The organism is Streptomyces europaeiscabiei (genome assembly GCF_001550375.1).
Lineage (GTDB): Bacteria > Actinomycetota > Actinomycetes > Streptomycetales > Streptomycetaceae > Streptomyces > Streptomyces europaeiscabiei.
In genome coordinates, this window is record NZ_LRTR01000240.1 from 1 (window position 1) to 15,619 (window position 15,619).

12 protein-coding genes and 2 pseudogenes are annotated in these 15,619 nt (G+C 71.2%); 8 read left to right on the forward strand and 6 right to left on the reverse strand.

Annotated elements, in window-relative coordinates; all coding sequences use genetic code 11:
• The 4 genes and pseudogenes from AWZ10_RS11600 to AWZ10_RS53615 all read left to right on the forward strand — a co-directional run.
• Positions 1–1,051, forward strand: a 1,051-nt coding sequence (locus AWZ10_RS11600) for an FtsX-like permease family protein (RefSeq protein WP_341846086.1), incomplete at its 5' end; no start/stop codon positions are given.
• A gap of 242 nt (positions 1,052–1,293) precedes the next feature.
• Complete coding sequence (locus AWZ10_RS11605) at positions 1,294–1,944, forward strand: LysE family translocator (protein ID WP_060891015.1); 651 nt, start codon at positions 1,294–1,296, stop codon at positions 1,942–1,944.
• A 72-nt stretch (positions 1,945–2,016) separates the two neighbouring features.
• Positions 2,017–2,745, forward strand: coding sequence for a Clp protease N-terminal domain-containing protein (locus AWZ10_RS11610; RefSeq protein ID WP_060891016.1), 729 nt, complete (start codon positions 2,017–2,019; stop codon positions 2,743–2,745).
• Between the two features lie 28 nt (positions 2,746–2,773).
• Positions 2,774–2,938: pseudogene (locus tag AWZ10_RS53615) on the forward strand (IS5/IS1182 family transposase); the annotation flags it as partial.
• Here the strand turns inward: AWZ10_RS53615 and AWZ10_RS11615 are convergent.
• The 3 genes from AWZ10_RS11615 to AWZ10_RS11625 all read right to left on the reverse strand — a co-directional run bounded on the left by AWZ10_RS11615 (position 2,935) and on the right by AWZ10_RS11625 (position 5,865).
• The gene (locus AWZ10_RS11615; protein WP_060891017.1) at positions 2,935–3,705 is read right to left on the reverse strand and encodes a DeoR/GlpR family DNA-binding transcription regulator; all 771 of its coding nucleotides are present in this window, start codon (positions 3,703–3,705) and stop codon (positions 2,935–2,937) included. The pseudogene AWZ10_RS53615 and the gene AWZ10_RS11615 overlap by 4 nt on opposite strands.
• 236 nt (positions 3,706–3,941) lie before the next feature.
• Positions 3,942–4,673 (reverse strand): 5-formyltetrahydrofolate cyclo-ligase, encoded by a 732-nt coding sequence (locus AWZ10_RS11620; RefSeq protein WP_244172463.1) that lies wholly within the window; start codon positions 4,671–4,673, stop codon positions 3,942–3,944.
• A 22-nt stretch (positions 4,674–4,695) separates the two neighbouring features.
• Positions 4,696–5,865, reverse strand: coding sequence for a helix-turn-helix domain-containing protein (locus AWZ10_RS11625; RefSeq protein ID WP_060891019.1), 1,170 nt, complete (start codon positions 5,863–5,865; stop codon positions 4,696–4,698).
• Positions 5,866–6,100: 235 nt separating this feature from the next.
• Here AWZ10_RS11625 and AWZ10_RS51455 point away from each other — a divergent pair, with 235 nt between their 5' ends.
• From AWZ10_RS51455 to AWZ10_RS11640, 3 genes are all read left to right on the forward strand, one after another.
• Positions 6,101–6,403, forward strand: coding sequence for a hypothetical protein (locus AWZ10_RS51455; RefSeq protein WP_159058252.1), 303 nt, complete (start codon positions 6,101–6,103; stop codon positions 6,401–6,403).
• On the forward strand, positions 6,400–6,588 hold the full coding sequence (locus tag AWZ10_RS11630; protein WP_060891020.1) for a hypothetical protein: 189 nt from the start codon (positions 6,400–6,402) through the stop codon (positions 6,586–6,588). Before AWZ10_RS51455 ends, AWZ10_RS11630 begins: the two co-directional genes overlap by 4 nt.
• Positions 6,589–6,995: 407 nt before the next feature.
• Positions 6,996–8,708 carry a bifunctional 3'-5' exonuclease/DNA polymerase gene (locus AWZ10_RS11640; protein ID WP_060891022.1) on the forward strand — a complete coding sequence of 571 codons (1,713 nt, stop codon included), beginning with the start codon at positions 6,996–6,998 and terminating at the stop codon, positions 8,706–8,708.
• A gap of 99 nt (positions 8,709–8,807) precedes the next feature.
• Here the strand turns inward: AWZ10_RS11640 and AWZ10_RS11645 are convergent, their stop codons facing one another.
• On the reverse strand, positions 8,808–12,050 hold the full coding sequence (locus AWZ10_RS11645; protein WP_060891023.1) for an AfsR/SARP family transcriptional regulator: 3,243 nt from the start codon (positions 12,048–12,050) through the stop codon (positions 8,808–8,810).
• Positions 12,051–12,424: 374 nt separating this feature from the next.
• On the reverse strand, positions 12,425–13,324 hold the full coding sequence (locus tag AWZ10_RS11650) for a glycosyltransferase family 2 protein (RefSeq protein ID WP_060891024.1): 900 nt from the start codon (positions 13,322–13,324) through the stop codon (positions 12,425–12,427).
• Between the two features lie 476 nt (positions 13,325–13,800).
• On the opposite strand from AWZ10_RS11650, the pseudogene AWZ10_RS53620 reads away from it, so the two are divergent.
• Positions 13,801–14,265, forward strand: a pseudogene (locus tag AWZ10_RS53620) (DUF6000 family protein); the annotation flags it as partial.
• A gap of 78 nt (positions 14,266–14,343) precedes the next feature.
• On the opposite strand, the gene AWZ10_RS11660 reads toward AWZ10_RS53620, so the two are convergent.
• Positions 14,344–15,619, reverse strand: a 1,276-nt coding sequence (locus AWZ10_RS11660; RefSeq protein ID WP_060891025.1) for a YyaL domain-containing protein, incomplete at its 5' end; no start/stop codon positions are given.

A 15,619-nucleotide genomic window follows, 5' to 3' on the forward strand; every position in this document is an offset into this window, starting at 1 on the left:
CAGCGCCGCCGTCGCCGCGCCCGTGCTGGTGACCGTCGCGCTGGCCGGTTCGCTGCTGGGGGCCGCGGGGACGGTGGCGGAGGCGAAGGGGGCGGAGGCGCACACGCGGACTCGGGCGGACTTCGTGGTCACGAGCGGGTCGGGTACGGCGGGTGCAATGGGACAGGCGGGTGGGGCGCGTGAGGGCTTGCGGATCGATGGCGGGAGGGTCGCCGGGGCGACCGTGGCCGGGTCGGCTTCCACCGCTGTGTATGTGGTGGAGGAGGGGAGCGCGTTGGTGGGGTCCGAGGCGCGGGCGGTGACGGACGTGGCCGCCTTCGCGGCGGTGTCGCGGCTGCCGGTGGTCGCCGGTGACGTGCGTGATCTCGACGACCGGTCGATCGTCGTGAACGAGGAGTGGGAGCGGCACGAGGTGGGGCAGAGCGTACGGGTGTGGCTCGGCGACGGGCGTCCCGTAAGGCTGCGGATCGTGGCGGTGCTCGCGCAGGGCACCGGGGACAACGGGGCGTACGTGACGGCCGCGAACGCCGGCGGGGCGGTCGTGGACCGCGTCGAGGTGCGGGTGGGGAGCGGGGCGGACCGGGCGGGGGTCGCGGCGGCGCTGGAGAGGGCGGCGGCGGGGGCCGGTGGGACGGTGCGGTCGGCCGAGGAGTGGCTCGCGGCGAACCGTCCCGGCACCAAGGCGCACACCCGGCTCGGGTTTCTCGTGGTGCTGGGGATCGCGCTCGTGTACGCGGGGATCTCGCTGGCCGGGACGCTGTTGATGGCCACGTCGGCACGGGGTGCGGAGCTGCGGTCGCTGCGGCTGGCCGGGGCCACTCGGGGGCAGGTGCGGGTGGTCGTGGTGGGTGAGGCGCTGGTCGCGGTCCTGGTGGGAGTGGTGCTGGGAACGGCGGTCACCGCGGTGAACCTGGCGGGGGTGGTGGGTGCGTTGGGGGCGTTGGCGGCGCCGGTGGGGGTGATGGTGCCGTGGGAGGTCGTGGGGGCGTGTGTGGGGGTGTGCGGGGTCGTGGCCGTGGTCGCCGCGGGCGGGGCGCTGGGGCGGCGCTGAGATGAGGTGGGCGCCTTCGGGGCGCGCGGGTGGGGAGTAGGTGCGCGGGCGGAGACCGGATACGCAGGCGGAGACCGGATGCGCCGGAGTGGGGAGCGGAGCGCAGTACGGGGAGACAGGTGCGTTCCGGCCGGGGATCTCGGGATCTCGGGATCTCGGGGAACCTGCCAGGGGCCGCCGCCGCACGTCCGATCCGTGAAACTCGGTCGCCGCGCCCCGCCCGAACCGCCAAGCATGACCCCATGGTTGACGCATCTCTCTACGCGGCGTTTCTGGTCGCCGCCTTCGCCCTGTGTGTCACGCCGGGGCCCGACATGATGTTCATCGTGGCCGTCGGGGGGCGGGGTGGGCCGGTGGTCGGGGTGATGGCGGCGGCCGGGGTGGCGAGCGCGATGCTGGTGCACACCGTGGCGGCGACGTTGGGGCTCTCGGCGTTGTTCGAGGCGTTGCCGGTGCTCTACTACGTGCTGCGGTGGCTGGGGGCGGCGTATCTGCTGTACCTCGCGGTGAAGGCGTTCCGGGACCGGTCCGTGCCGGGGGACGAAGGCACCGGCCCCGGGTCTGCGGCGGACGGCCGTGAGGGCGCCGGGCTGCGGCGGGCGTTCTGGCAGGGCGCGGTCACCAATCTGCTCAATCCCAAGGTGATCCTCTTCAACGTGGCGTTCCTGCCTCAGTTCGTCGACCCCTCTCTCGGACACGTACCCGGTCAACTCCTGCTGCTCGGCTGCACCATCGTCGTCATGGGCTTCCTGTGGGACGGCTCGATCGCGCTCGTCGCCGGTCGTCTCACCCAGGTCCTGCGCCGCAGCCGACGGGTGGCGCGGGGGCTCAACATCTTCACGGGGACGGTGTTCGCGGGGCTGGCGGTGCGGTTGGCCACCTCGCCGAAGTGAGCGGAGCCGCAGACGAACAGCGGGCGTCAACCCGAGGTTGACAGCAAGAGGGTGTCAACCTACGGTTGACACATGACGACGAACCCTCGAGTCACCGCGTCCATCCGTCTCGACGAACTCATCGACGCCATCAAGAAGGTCCATCCGGAACCACTCGACCAGCTCCAGGACGCGGTGATCGCCGCGGACCACCTCGGCGAGGTGGCCGACCACCTGATCGGCCACTTCGTGGACCAGGCCCGGCGTTCGGGCGCGTCCTGGACGGAGATCGGCAGGAGCATGGGGGTGACACGGCAGGCGGCGCAGAAGCGGTTCGTGCCGAAGGCCGAGAACGACCTCGACGCCAGCCAGGGGTTCAGCCGCTTCACCCCGCGCGCCCGGAACGTGGTCACGGCCGCGCACAACGAGGGCAAGGCCGCCGGTGCCGTCGAGGGGCTGCCCGCCCACCTCGTCCTCGGGCTCCTCGCGGAGCCGGAAGGGCTCGGCGCCAAGGCGCTCGTCGCCCAGGGCGTCTCCCCCGACGCCGTGCGGGAAGCCGCCACGGCCGGCCTCCCGCCGGCCTCCGCCGAGGTCCCCGAGCTGATCCCCTACGGCCCCGACGCCAAGAAGGTCCTCGAACTCACCTTCCGCGAGGCCCTCCGCCTCGGCCACAACTACATCGGCACGGAACACATCCTGCTCGCCCTCCTGGAGTTCGAGAACGGGGAGGGGGTACTGAGCGGGCTGGGTGTGACCAAGGAGGCCACGGAGGTGAACGTGGCAGAGGCGCTGCGGGCGCTTGAAGAGGAACAGGGTCACTGAGCCCTTGTCAGCAAGGTGCTGTGCAGAATCTAGCCTCGGCACCTACTGGTGGGTCGTAGAGCGAAGTTCCGCATGGCGGGGCGGCTTCCGGCGCCCGCGAATCCGATGGGAACGGCGAGCCGACATCCACGAAACGTTCCTTGAGCCCGCCTGCTGCCTCATCGCCTACCGGCAGCACAAGTCGATTTGTTAGCCGCCGTCTGTGGTCTCACCTGTCAGGATCACCCTCACACCGGCCTCACGCAGGGCCATACAGGTCGCATCGTCTTCAGATGCGTTGGTGATGAGCGCATCCAGGTCCTCGGGCCCACAGATCTTCACCATGCCGGTTCCGGGGAACTTGCTCCTGTCGGCCAGGAGCACCACCCTGTCGCCGGCGGCAATCATGGCGCGTCGGGCTGGCACCTCGGCCACTGTGGTGTCCATGATCTGGCCCCCGGGGCGGAGGCCACAAGCGCCCATGAACAGCCAGTCGACGTGAACTTGGCGGAGGTTGTCCTCCGTCATGAAACCGTCCAGCATGCGTGACTCACGGATGACCATGCCCCCGAGCAACATCAAGTCGATGTTCTCGTCATCGATGAGTTCGTCATACACGGCGAGGTTGTTGGTGATCACGGTAAGTCGGCGACCGTGCAGTTGCAGTGCCAGCCGGTGGACCGTTGTGCCGCTGTCGAGAATGATCGACTGACCGTCCTCGATCATTGTGGCCGCTCGGGCGGCAATGGCGTCCTTCTCCGCCACCAGCATCTCGGCGGCCTCGTTGAAGGGAGCTCGCTCCTCGTCGATGACCGCTCCACCATGGACACGGGTGAGCAGTCCGTCCGCCTCCAGCTTGAGGAGGTCACGGCGGATTGTCGCTCCGCTGGCATCGAGCTGCTCGGCGAGGTCGGCCACGGAGGCGGTGCCGCCAGAACGGAGGGCCCGCAAAATGAGTTGGTGTCGTCGTTCAGCCAGCACGCAACGGGACACTACACGCCGCCGACCAACGCAATCTGCTGACCTCTAGCCGCAGTTGACGACTAATCATGCCCCTTCGGCGGTGCGACCCATGCACTAAATACCGAACTCCGGGTCCGGTCGGTTCAAACCGTTTGAAGGCAGCTCCGGTCGCTACGCGTCGCAGAAGAATCGTTCGCCATGATGCACAGGGCAGGTGATTCTGGGAGCCGTCCGCCTCTGTCAGCCCCAGTAAGTCAACCACCGTTCGTCGATGCCCGGGCGGCCAGGAGAGGAATGGATGCGATCTTCTCAGGGTTCAGGTGTTCCCAGACCAGGCCGGTGGGGCGGTTCGGTGATGGGCAGGGGATGACTTCGTCGGGGGTGACTATCAGGTCCACTTCAAAGTCGTGGTCCGTCGACGGGATTTCCTCGTCCAGGACCTGAAGCGAGTGGACGGTCGACACGACCACCGTCCGGTCGCTGATCAGGCCGGCCTCCATCAGGAACGCGAATTCGAGGTCGGAGTATCCGGCACCCTTGCCCAGGCGTGCTCCGGCCCGGTTCACGGCGACGCTACCGACGACGATCATGTCGACAGGCTGGAGGTCGGTGACATCGACGCGCGGGGCCACGGTTGCCGCGATCTTGCTGTTGGCCGCCTCCTGCGGAGGGACCGGGAGCGTGGCGGGATCCAAGAGGTAGAAGGGGCGTGGGTCGGCGAGCTTCGGTACTGCCATGAACACCGTCTTGCCCTCGGTCAGGGCCAGTGCCCTCACCGGCAGTTGCGCCTTGTCGGGCACCGCCTTGATGACGCGCGCGTCACGCCACGACCGCAGATCGGCAAGTCGGGCGGCAGCGGCCTCCGAGCCTTTGAAGTTCGGGATACGGCCGTGTGCTGTGGCATCCAGGACAACGTCCTCCGCGTCGAGTAGATCCCAGACACGCTCGCGTACCCGTTGCTTGTCCTCATCCACATGCGTGCGCACGTCGGGCTCCTTCATGCCGTGGTCACGTCGCTTCCATCAACGCCATCAACCGGTCCTGCGCGTCCAGCACCGCCGTTTCACTGCGCCAGGCACGCATCTCTCGGGCGGCTCGAAAGGCGATGTTCATGCCACCACCTCCGCGCGTGCCATGCAGTTCGCTCACAGCATCGTTGAATGCGGCGAGTGCGGCATCCAGGTTCCCGTCCCGAAGACGAGCCAGCGAGAGGTTGCCGAGGACGATTGCCCGGGACTTGCGCCGGTCCAGCAATTCGGCAGCGGTCTGGGCCAGGAGCCGTTCAGCCTTGCGGTAGTCGCCGAGCGAGAGATAGCACGAACCGGCCAGGCGGCCGAAGTGCGTGGGCGAGAGCAGCTCATGAGCCGCGTCCGAACTGTGAGCGTCGGCCAAGTGCCTCTCGGCATCCTCCAAGGCCCGTTCGCAGTCTTCCGCCTCGCCCAGGAAGGCATACGCCTCAGCGGCGTGCAGCATGGCGAGTCCTGCGAGAACATCGCTGGTGTATCGGGTTGTGCGAGCTGCCCGCAGCGCCAGGTCCAGCCCTTCCCGGAAGTCACCGGCCCCGTAGAGAGCCACGTGGCAGGTCCGTAAGAGAGCGCGCCCTTCCGCGTTCCTGTCACCGAGATGACGTGCCATTTCAACACTCTCGGCGTAGTACGAGCGGGCCGTCTCATGGTCCCGGCGCTGGGACGCGTCCCACACGAGTTGCCCCATGAACGTGGCTGCGTCCGCTTGAAGGATGCGCATCTCGCGTTGAACACGCCCGGCAGGGGCTTCTTCAGCCAGGAAGGCGACCTTGCTCACGTGTTCGGCGGCTCGCACCAGCAGCGTCGCGGAGGGCACACGGTCGTAGCTACCACCCAAGAAGTCCATTCGGTCCCGGAGTTCGGCAACCACGGAGAGATCCACGCGTGACGGGTAGCGCATGGCGTACCCCGTGTGGCCCGCCACATCGGGCTGCCCGCCGTGGGACGTGAGCGCGAGGAGTTCGCCCAGCCCCTCAATGCTGACGTGAAGTAGTTCCGCCAGCCGTGGCCGAATCCATGGCTGTGGCGCCGCATTTCCCGACTCCCAGCGTGCGACGGTGGATCGTTCCACGTGCAGCGCCTCGGCGAGCCCTTCCTGCGTGAGGCCCACTGTCCGACGGCGCTGAGCCAGACCGTGCCGTTTCAGAGCCATCAGGTGGATCTCCCCGCGTAGTCCGGCTGGTTGGGCACGACCCCAAAGGGGAACTTCCCAGGTCATGCCTGGCAATGCGGCATGGATGCCACATCCGTGCGCCAATTCTGCTCTGGTGCGTGGCTTCCAGAGGCGGTTCCGTAGAACTCCACCGGACGACATAGAGGACGTTCGGACCCCCGCGACCGTGCGACCGGTCCGGGGGCATGGCCAACGCTAAGCAGGAGCGCCGACAATGCATTTCGTATCACACGCACTCGAATGGGTGAGAGCCCTGCTGTCCGGGCCCTGGAGCTACGGGGAGCAATCCGCCGGCGCCGCCGTGCACGCCTCCACCGGCCGACAGACTCGGGCCGAGCCGATGAACTCGCCCGCCCACCCGAACGCCTGGCTGGCATTTGTACGGCCACCTCCTGACGAGCGCGCCGCGCGGCTCGCCCACATCGCGGCGCACCCCCTCGTACGCGTGTACGTCCTCCCGCCCGAAGAACGTCACCCCGCCCTGCGTGCCTGGCATCTCATGGGAGTGAGCCGATGAGTGAACGAGTCGGAGCGGCCGTCCGCCAGGGCGAGATCCCCATGTTGCGCGCCTACCGGTTGTGGTTCGAGCACACCCGCAAGTGCGATCAGTGCCGCCGTGTGGACAAGGCTCAGGACGGCTGCTTGGACGGACGGGGACTGTGGGGCACCTACCGCCTCGCGCGCATCAGAGGGACGGCATGAGCTGGGAGATCGAGCGGACTCCGAGCCGTCCGCTGCACCGCACGGACGATGACCGTCTGGCCGTCCCGCTGCGGCTTTCCCGCGACGGGAAACACACGACAGACGTAGAGCTGATGCTCTCTCTGATCGACGCCGAGCATTTGCACGCAGCCTTGTGCCGCGCCCTCGACGGGCACCCGGCACCCCCGGCCGCACCAGACTGTCGCCAGCCCGTTCAGACCTCGCGCAGCAACGCCCATATCGCGGGCCGCGCGTAACCGGTCCCCCGTCCGGGGCCCAGCAGCACCCCCGACAGACATCTGTGCCCGTGCTGTCGGGGGTGCTCGCTCGTCCCACGAAGGACGGCCCACCCCCGGACCGCCCGCCGCTCCAGGCCGTTGTCAGACCCCCCTGCCACACTCGCACCCATGACCGACCGGTGGGCGCTCGCGACGACCGAGGACGGTGGCGTGGAGGTCGCCCCCCTCGGGGTGGACGGCGTGCTCGCGGGGCCGGTGGTGTGGGAGGCGGATCTCGGGGAGGCGGTGCGGCGGCGGGGGCCGGAGGTGGGGCGGTGGGTGTGGCGGGCCACCGGGGAGGTGTATCCGCGGCTGCTCGCGACGGGGGTGCGAGTGGAGCGGTGTTATGACATCGAGGACGCCGAGAGCCTGCTCCTCGGGCATGAGGGGCGGCTCGGGGAGCCGCGTTCCGCGGCTGCCGCGCTCGCCCGGCTCCGTCACGGTCCCGTCCCGCCGGATCCGCCCCTGCGGTCGGCCGACCCCGGCGCCCAGCCGTCCCTCTTCGAGCCCCGACCCGTCCACGTCCCCCTCACCGACCTCGTCGAGGTGTACGCGGACCAGCAGCGACGGCACGACGCCACCGCGCACCCGGACCGGATGCGGCTGCTGATCGCCGCCGAGTCGGCCGGGATGCTCGTCGCGGCCGAGATGAACCGGGCGGGGCTGCCGTGGCGGGCCGATGTGCACCGGGAGGTGCTGCGCGAGCTGCTCGGCGAGCGGTACGCGGGCGGGGGCGAACCGCGTCGGCTCGCCGAACTCGCCGAGGAGGTGTCGAACGCCTTCGGGCGGCGCGTGCGGCCCGATCTGCCCGCCGATGTCGTCAAGGCCTTCGGGCAGGCCGGGATCCGGATCCGCTCCACCCGTCGCTGGGAGATCGAGGCCCTCGACCACCCTGCCGTGAAGCCCCTCCTCGAATACAAGCGGCTGTACCGGATCTGGGTCGCCCACGGATGGTCCTGGCTGCAGGACTGGGTCCGGGACGGGCGGTTCCGGCCCGAGTTCCTCGCGCACGGCACCGTCACCGGGCGGTGGGTCACCAACGGCGGGGGCGCGCTCCAGATCCCCAAGGTGATCCGCCGCGCCTGCGTCGCCGACCCCGGCTGGCGGCTCGTGGTCGCCGACGCCGACCAGATGGAACCCCGGGTGCTGGCCGCCATCTCCCGCGACCCCGGCCTCATGGAGGTCGCGGGCCGCGCCACCGACCTCTACCAGGCCGTCTCCGACCGCGCCTTCTCCGGCGACCGCGCGCAGGCCAAGCTCGCCGTGCTGGGTGCCGTGTACGGGCAGACGTCCGGGGACGGGCTCAAGAATCTCGCCGCACTGCGCCGACGGTTCCCGCGCGCCGTGCAGTACGTCGACGACGCGGCCCGCGCGGGCGAGGAGGGCCGGCTCGTACGGACCTGGCTCGGGCGTACGTGTCCACCGGCGGTCGGCGCCTCCGACGCGGCGGCCGAGGAAGCGGGTATCCCCCAGGCCGACCCCGACCTCGAATCCCCGGAACAGGGGCAGGGGCAGGGGAGCGAGTGGGTGCCCGGGTACGCCTCCACCAACTCCCGTGCCCGGGGGCGGTTCGCGCGCAACTTCGTCGTTCAGGGCAGTGCCGCCGACTGGACCCTGCTCCTCCTCGCCGCCCTCCGGCGCGCCCTCGACGGTATGGCTGCCGAGCTGGTCTTCTTCCAGCACGACGAGGTGATCGTGCACTGTCCGCAGGAGGAGGCGGAGGCTGTCGTGGCGGCGATCCGGGACGCGTCCGAGCTGTCGGGGCGGCTGACGTTCGGGCAGACGCCGGTGCGGTTTCCGTTCACCACGGCGGTGGTGGAGTGCTATGCCGACGCGAAATGAGCACAGTTCGTTCCAGGGCGCGGGTGGTCGGGGGCTGGTCCTCCTCGCGCGGTTCTCCGCCTCCCCCTGACGGGTCGCGGTCCCTGTCGAGCTCGGGGACTACGGGGCGCGGTCCTTCAGTAATTCCCTCAAATCCACCGCCACCGTCGAGTCCGTGTCGTCCAGGACCGTCTGGGCGCGCTCCCACTCGCGGTACGCCTCCTCGACGCGGCCCTGGGCCATGAGGAGCAGCCCGCGCTGGTGCCGGGCGAGGCCGACGGCGTACTGGTCGGCGCGGCGTTCGGCGAGGTCGAGGAGGACGGCGCACTCGTGGGACGCGCGGTCCGGCCGGCCCAGCTCGCGCAGGGCCCGTACCAGGCCGAGCCGGGACTTGGACTCGCCCTGCCAGTCCTCGTCGTCGCCGAGGATGCGCAGGCTCTGCTCGAAGTTGCGTACGGCGGCGGCCGGTTCGCCGAGTCTGAGGTGGGCGTAGCCGATGTTGCAGTGTGCGGTGTGCCGTACGACGAGGCTGTCGGCCATCTCGCCCAGCGCCAGGCTCCGTTCGTGGTGGGCGATGGCGGCCCGCGCGTCGGTGTGCTTGTACAGGTTGCCGAGGTGGCTGAAGGTCACCGCCTCGCCGTACGGGTCACCGAGTTGCCGGGACAGTTCCAGGCTCTCGCGGAGCGTCTCCTCGCTCTCCTCGTACCGGCCGAGGCTCTCCAGTACGAGCCCCCGGTTGTTCAGGCACCGCCGTACGCACGACACGACCCCGAGGCGCCGCCACAGTTTCAGGCCCTCGTCGTTGAGGGCGAGCGCCTCCGAGGCCCGGCCGGACATGAAGTGCAGCCCGGCCCGGTCGGTCAACGCGAACGCTTCGGCCTCGTCGTCTCCGAGGGACCTCGCCACGTCCAGGGCGAACCGCCCGAGGACGTCCAGCTCCGCGAGCCGGCCGCCTCGGTGCAGATAGGGGAAGAGGTGGCGGACGAGGGCGGGGACGAGGGCTGCCGCCGCGGCCCCGCTGTCCCGCCTGCCGCCGTCGACATCGGCGTCGGACCCGTCACCGCCGTGCTCTCGGGAGCAGCGTTCCACCAGGGCGACGATGTTGGGGAGTTCGCGGTCGCCCCAGGCGAACGCCTCCTCGGCGGAGGTGAAGGGCGCCTCCATGGGCTGCGGCTCCGCCATGGACGCCGTCGTACGAAGACGTTCGTCGCGCTCGTAACCCGGTGGGAGCATCACCAGCAGGCTCTGGCGGGCGCGACCGGCGTACCAGCGGAGGGCCTGCTCGACGGCCTCGGTGGTGTCGGCCGGGTCCGCTGCGTCGGCCGTGTCGGCGAGTTCGCGGGCGAAGTGGCGTACGAGGTCGTGGGGGACGTACCGGCCGTACGTCGTCTCGTCGAGGAGGGCCACGTCGACGAGGCGGTCGAGGGCGGTCTCGGCGCGGAACTCGTCGGTGCCGCTGAGGCGGGCGAGGAGAGGTGCGCCGTACGCGGGCAGGTCGAGGGCGCCGATGCGGCTCAGGGCGTGGGCGGCGTCGCGGTCGGCCTCGCGATCGGAGGCGCGCAGGGCCTCGTGGGCGACGGCCAGGGAGCGGCGGACGCTCAGGTCGTCGTATTCGAGGTGCTGCAACCGACCTTCCGTGGCCGCCAGTTGACCGGCCAGCGCGTCCGGGGTGAGCGCGCGGCGGGCGGCGAGGCGGGCCGCGACGACACGGAGGGCGAGGGGGAGGCGGCCGGTGAGTTCGACGAGAGGGTGCGCGGCGTCCAGGCCGGCCGCGCGGCCCGACGCGGCACGCAGCAGGGCCGCGCTCTCGTCGTCCGACAGCGGGGCGAGCGGGAAACGGTGGGCGCCGTCCAGTGCGGTGAGCGGCGACCGGCTCGTCACGATGACCGCGCAGCCGGCGCCGGCCGGGAGAAGGGGGCGTACCTGGGCGGCGTGCACGGCGTCGTCCAGCACCATCAGGGTGCGGGTCGGGGCGAGCGTCGAGCGGAGCAGCGCGGCTGCGGCGTCCGGGTGTTCGGGGATGCGGCGCGGGGCGGTGCCGAGGTCCCGGAGCAGCGCGGCGAGGGCCTGGGCGGAGGTGAGCGGGGTCATGCCCGGGGTGGCACCGTGGAGGTTGATGTAGAGCTGGCCGTCGGGGAAGTGTTCGGCGAGTTCGTGGGCGAGGTGGAGGGCGAGGGCGCTCTTGCCCACGCCGGCCATGCCGCTGATGACCGCGGTGGCGGTCCCCTTCGGAGGGGCCGGGCACCCATGGGCTCGGGAGGGGCTGTGGTTCGGCGGGTGCGGGTCCGTCGTGGTCATGCGGTGCGTCCACGCGGCGGTAGCCGCGGATTCGATGCCGCCCCGCGCCACAGAGGGGGCGCTGATGCTCGGGTCGAGCACACGGCGCAGCTCGGCCAGCACCTCTCCCCTGCCCGTGAAATGAGCCGGCGGAAGCGGTAGTTGGGCCGGGCGTGGCGGGAGTTCGTCGGGAGGAGGGTCGGCCGGCTCCGTCAGGGGCTCGGGGTCGTGCTCGCGCAGGATCTCCACGTGGGCGTCGCGTACGGCGGGGCCCGGTTCCACGCCGAGTTCGTCGAGGAGGCGGGCGCGGAGGTCCCGGTGGACGGCCAGGGCCTCGGCCTGACGGCCCGTGCGGTGGAGGACCAGCATGAGGAGCCGGTGGAAGGCCTCACGGAGGGGGTGCTCGGCGACGAGGGCGGTCAGTTCGGGGGCGAGGGCGCCGAGCGCGTGCGCTCCGGTGGCCTCCTCGCGCGCCGTGTCGGCCGCGAGGTGGAGTTCGGCTTCGTAGCGTCGCTCCAGGAGCAACAGCCGGGCCTCCTCCAGGCGTTGGACGAAGGCCTGAGCGCGGAGCTCCTCGACCGGCAGGCCGCCGAGCGGTGTCCCTCGCCAGAGGGCGAGTGCGGCGGCGGACTCGCGCACCGTCCGGGTCCAGTCCCGCCCGGCGTGCGCGGTGCGGGCGGCGCGGACGTGGGCCTCGAAGACGCGGACGTCCAGCTCGCCGTCGTCGACCCGCAGCAGATAGCCCGGCGGGATCGCGCGCAGCCGCTCGGGGTCGTCCAACAGCCTGCGCAGGCGGGTCACATGGTTGTGCAGGGATGCCTGTGCGGACGGCGGTGGCGTGGCGTCCCAGAGCACGTCCTTGAGGGTGTCGACGGAGACGACCCGCCCGGGTTCGAGCAGCAGCGCGACGAACAGGGCCCGCGTCTTGCCGCTGCCGACGGACCTCACGCCGCCGCCCGAACGGCCACCGTCACCCTCGGCGGCACCACGTGCGCGGCCATCGGCGGAACCCACGGCGTCCCCGGTGTCCCCGGCCTCGTACAGAACCGGCGGACCGAGCAGTCCGAACCGCAGCCCGTCCCGCATAGAACCCGACCGCTGCCTTCCCGCGCCGTCGTTCCGGGCCCGCCCCGCGGCGACCTGCCGCCGCCTCCCGTACGGCTCCCCGTGGAACCGTTGGGCTCATGTTAGCGATCCGTTGGCGTCACCTGATGTGATCACTTCATCGGATCCGGCGACGACGGCGCACGCGTGGTACGCGTAGCTCGGGGGAGTGACGCCGCCGCTGCCGGATCCGGGAACCGCACATAGCGCTGTGCCCCGGTCGGTGGAGGTGAACGACCGGGGCACTTCGTGTTGCGTAAGTCCTGCTTGCGGAACGGGTTTTGGGCCGCCCACCGCCCGGCCGCCCACTGCCCGGCTGCCCGGCTGCCCGGCTGCCCGGCTGCCCGGCTGCCCGGCTACAGGATCGGTGGCCGTCCCAGCCGCGTCAGGCGCCACACCGTCCGCCAGCTCATGGGCCGTCGCTCGCCGCCCGACTCGCGCCAGCCCTCCACGAAGCCGCCGAACCACGCCTTCAGTCCGCCCACCGAGCGCATCCGCAGCAGGGTGATGAGGACCCACACCCCGAGGTGCACGGGGATGAGCGGGAACGGGAGGCGGCGGCGGGCGAGCCAGACGCGGTTGCGGGCGTTGACGCGGTAGTAGATGGCGTGCCGGGCGGGCGAGGTCTTCGGGTGCTGGAGGAGCAGTTCGGGGGCGTAGAGCACGGTCCAGCCGGCGTCGAGCGCCCGCCAGGCCAGGTCGGTCTCCTCGTGCGCGAAGAAGAACTCGGCGGCCCAGTCGCCCGTCTCGCCGAGCATGGCCATGGAGAGGGCGTGTCCCCCGCCGAGGAACCCGGTGACCGGGCCGCCGCGCATCGGGTCCTTGGCGCCGACCCTCGGCACGTGCCGCCGCTGGGTCTCGCCGTGCTCGTCGGCGATGCGGAAGCCGACGATGCCGAGGCGGGGGTCGGCGGCGTACAAGTCCCTCACGCGGCGCAGCACATCGGCGTCGACGAGCAGCCCGTCGTCGTCCAGTTCGACGACGACGTCGACGTCACCGAACTCCCGCAGCCGTTCCAGTGCCACGTTCCGGCCGCCGGGGCAGCCGAGGTTCTCGTCCACCTCGATGAGGGTGACCTCGCCGGGCAGGCCGAGCCGTTCGGCGAACTCGGGCAGGGGGCACCCGTTCCCGACGACGACGATCCGCTCGGGCGCGACGTCCTGCTTGGCCACGGAGGCGAGAAGCGCGTCCACCTCCGCGGGCCGATTGCCCATCGTCACCACGGCGACAGCGACCCGAGGCCCGGCCTCCACCACTACACCAACCCCATCCTGTCCACGGACCGTCGACGACAGCCAGACGACAACCGGACGACAACCGGACGACATCCGGCAGAGCCGACGACCGCCGGCCCGCATCCCGATTTCCATCGACTGTTTACGGCCGGGATGCTAGCCGTTCATGTCGGAGGCTTCGCATTGGCTCCTCCGCTACGCCGCATCTCCCCCTCCCAGTAAGGCGACTCCCTCTTGCGTTCTCTTGCGTCTCCCCACTTCCGTACGCACTGACTTACGCGTCCGCGCCCCGTCGGCGCCGGTCATTACCGGCCGTTCTCGGAGCCGGGTGAGGTGTATCTACGCTTCCGGCATGGTGGAGCGGAGAGAACAGCGCGCGTCGGGGTGGTCGCGCGGGCGGGACATGACGCCGGAGGAGGTCCTTCGGTGGAACGCCGTCAAGCGCTAACGTCCAGCCTCGCGCCGACCGGCGGAGCATCGGCCGGTACGGGGAGCTGATGAACGGTCGGTTCCTGCGGTTCGAGGGCGCCACCCGCCGGCGGTTTCTGCACCCACTCCTCGTCGACGCCGCGTCGATCACGGACGCCGATCTGAGCCTGCTGCTCTCCGACGGCCGGCGGCCCCGGCTCACAGCCGCCTGGCTGATCGGCATATCCAGGCGGACCTCGTACCGGGCCCGCATCGGGGAGCTGCTGCTGGAGAGCGCGATGGCGTACGCGGGCCGGGGCCACTGCTTCGCCCTCGCCCGTCTCGGCGCCCCCGAGGACGCCGAGATCCTCGTCGCCTACCTGGACCGCTATCTGCCCCGCACCGACCTCCACTACGACCAGCCCGTCGCCCTCGGCGCCCTCCTGTACCTCGACAGCCGCCTCGGCACGGCCCACGCCGTGCCCTTCACCACACCCGACGGCCCTTACGAGCGCTGGGTGAACGCCGCCGTCCACGAGTCGGGCAGCACCTCGTACGCCCCCGACCAGGAGCACACGACCATGGCCCGGCTGTGCGACTTCGCGGACGGCTGGTCCCCACCGGACCAGGTGTCAGGCGCGCAGGGGGTTGGAGCGCACCGCCGCCATCAGGTACCAGGCCGTGGCGCCCGTGTGCCGGTACGGGTAGTAGCCGAAGCCGAAGCCCGTGTCGAGGGGGCTGCTGGCGGAGACGATGCCGGAGCGGGCGGGGAGGGGGCGGCCGCCGACGGTCTGGGCGGTGCCCAGGTGGTCCTGGGCGCGTTCGAGGGAGGTGAGGAGGCGCCGGGCGCGGGTCTCGTCGCCACGCGCGCCCCGGTCGCGCAGGGCGAGCGCGAGGTGGGCGGTGCCCTCGAACCAGACACCGTTGCGGTTCGGCTTGGGCTGGAACTCGGCGATGGGCTCGTCCTCGTTCGCGAGGAGACTGACGGAGCTGAAGGTGACGCCCTCGTACGACTGCCCGGCGGGGACCGTGCTGTTGCGGCGCTCGGCGTGGTCGAGGACGGCCAGGTCCCGGGCCGCCCAGTCGAGGGAGCGCGCGTACCGGCCGGAGTCGAGTGCGAGGTGGGTCCAGGTCTGGGTGTCCTCGGGGATCGGCGACCTGTTGACGGTCACGCCGTCGTTGGTGCCGGTGTAGAAGAAGCCGCCCGACGCGCCCTGGGCCGGCTCCCACATCCGCCTCACGAAGGCCTCGGCCCGTGCGCGCCGCGTCCACCACACCCGGTCGCCGGTGAGCCGGGCGAGCCGTCCGAACAGGCAGACCAGGTCCGTGTTGTGCTCGGTCGAGGTGAACGGCAGCTTCTCGTTGGCCCCGTTCACACCGAACTTGTAGCCGCCGAGGGGCTCGTCGGTACGGCCGGTCCGCTCGATCCACTCCCCGATCCGCACCGCGGCGGCGAGGAAGCGCCGCCTGCCGGTCCGCCGGGCCAGCGCGCTCAGCGCGATCCCCGCCCAGGCCATGTCCCCCACGGCCGTGCCCGTGAAGCCGAACTGGGTGCCGACGTTGGCCGTCCCGTCCGCCCGGACGAACCCGTCCGGCTGCGGTACGCCGTCGTAGTAGACGTACGGCCCGACGTTGTACGCCTGGCGCAGTCGGCCGTCGTCGTACGCCGGGTCGTGCGCCTGGGCGTAGATCAGCGCGTCCCCGAGCGCCACCGCCCTGGCCCGGCCGTCCTCGGTGCGCACGGCGAGGTGGGCGAGGATCGCGAGCGCGTTGTCGTACGTGAACGCCGTGCTGAACAGGCCCGCCTGGTCGGTGTAGCTCTGGGTCAGCCGGACGGCGCCGTGGTCGGGGTAGGCGTCCATGGCGGCGGCGAGGAAGGCCTGTCCGCGCCGTCGGGCCAAGGCCCCG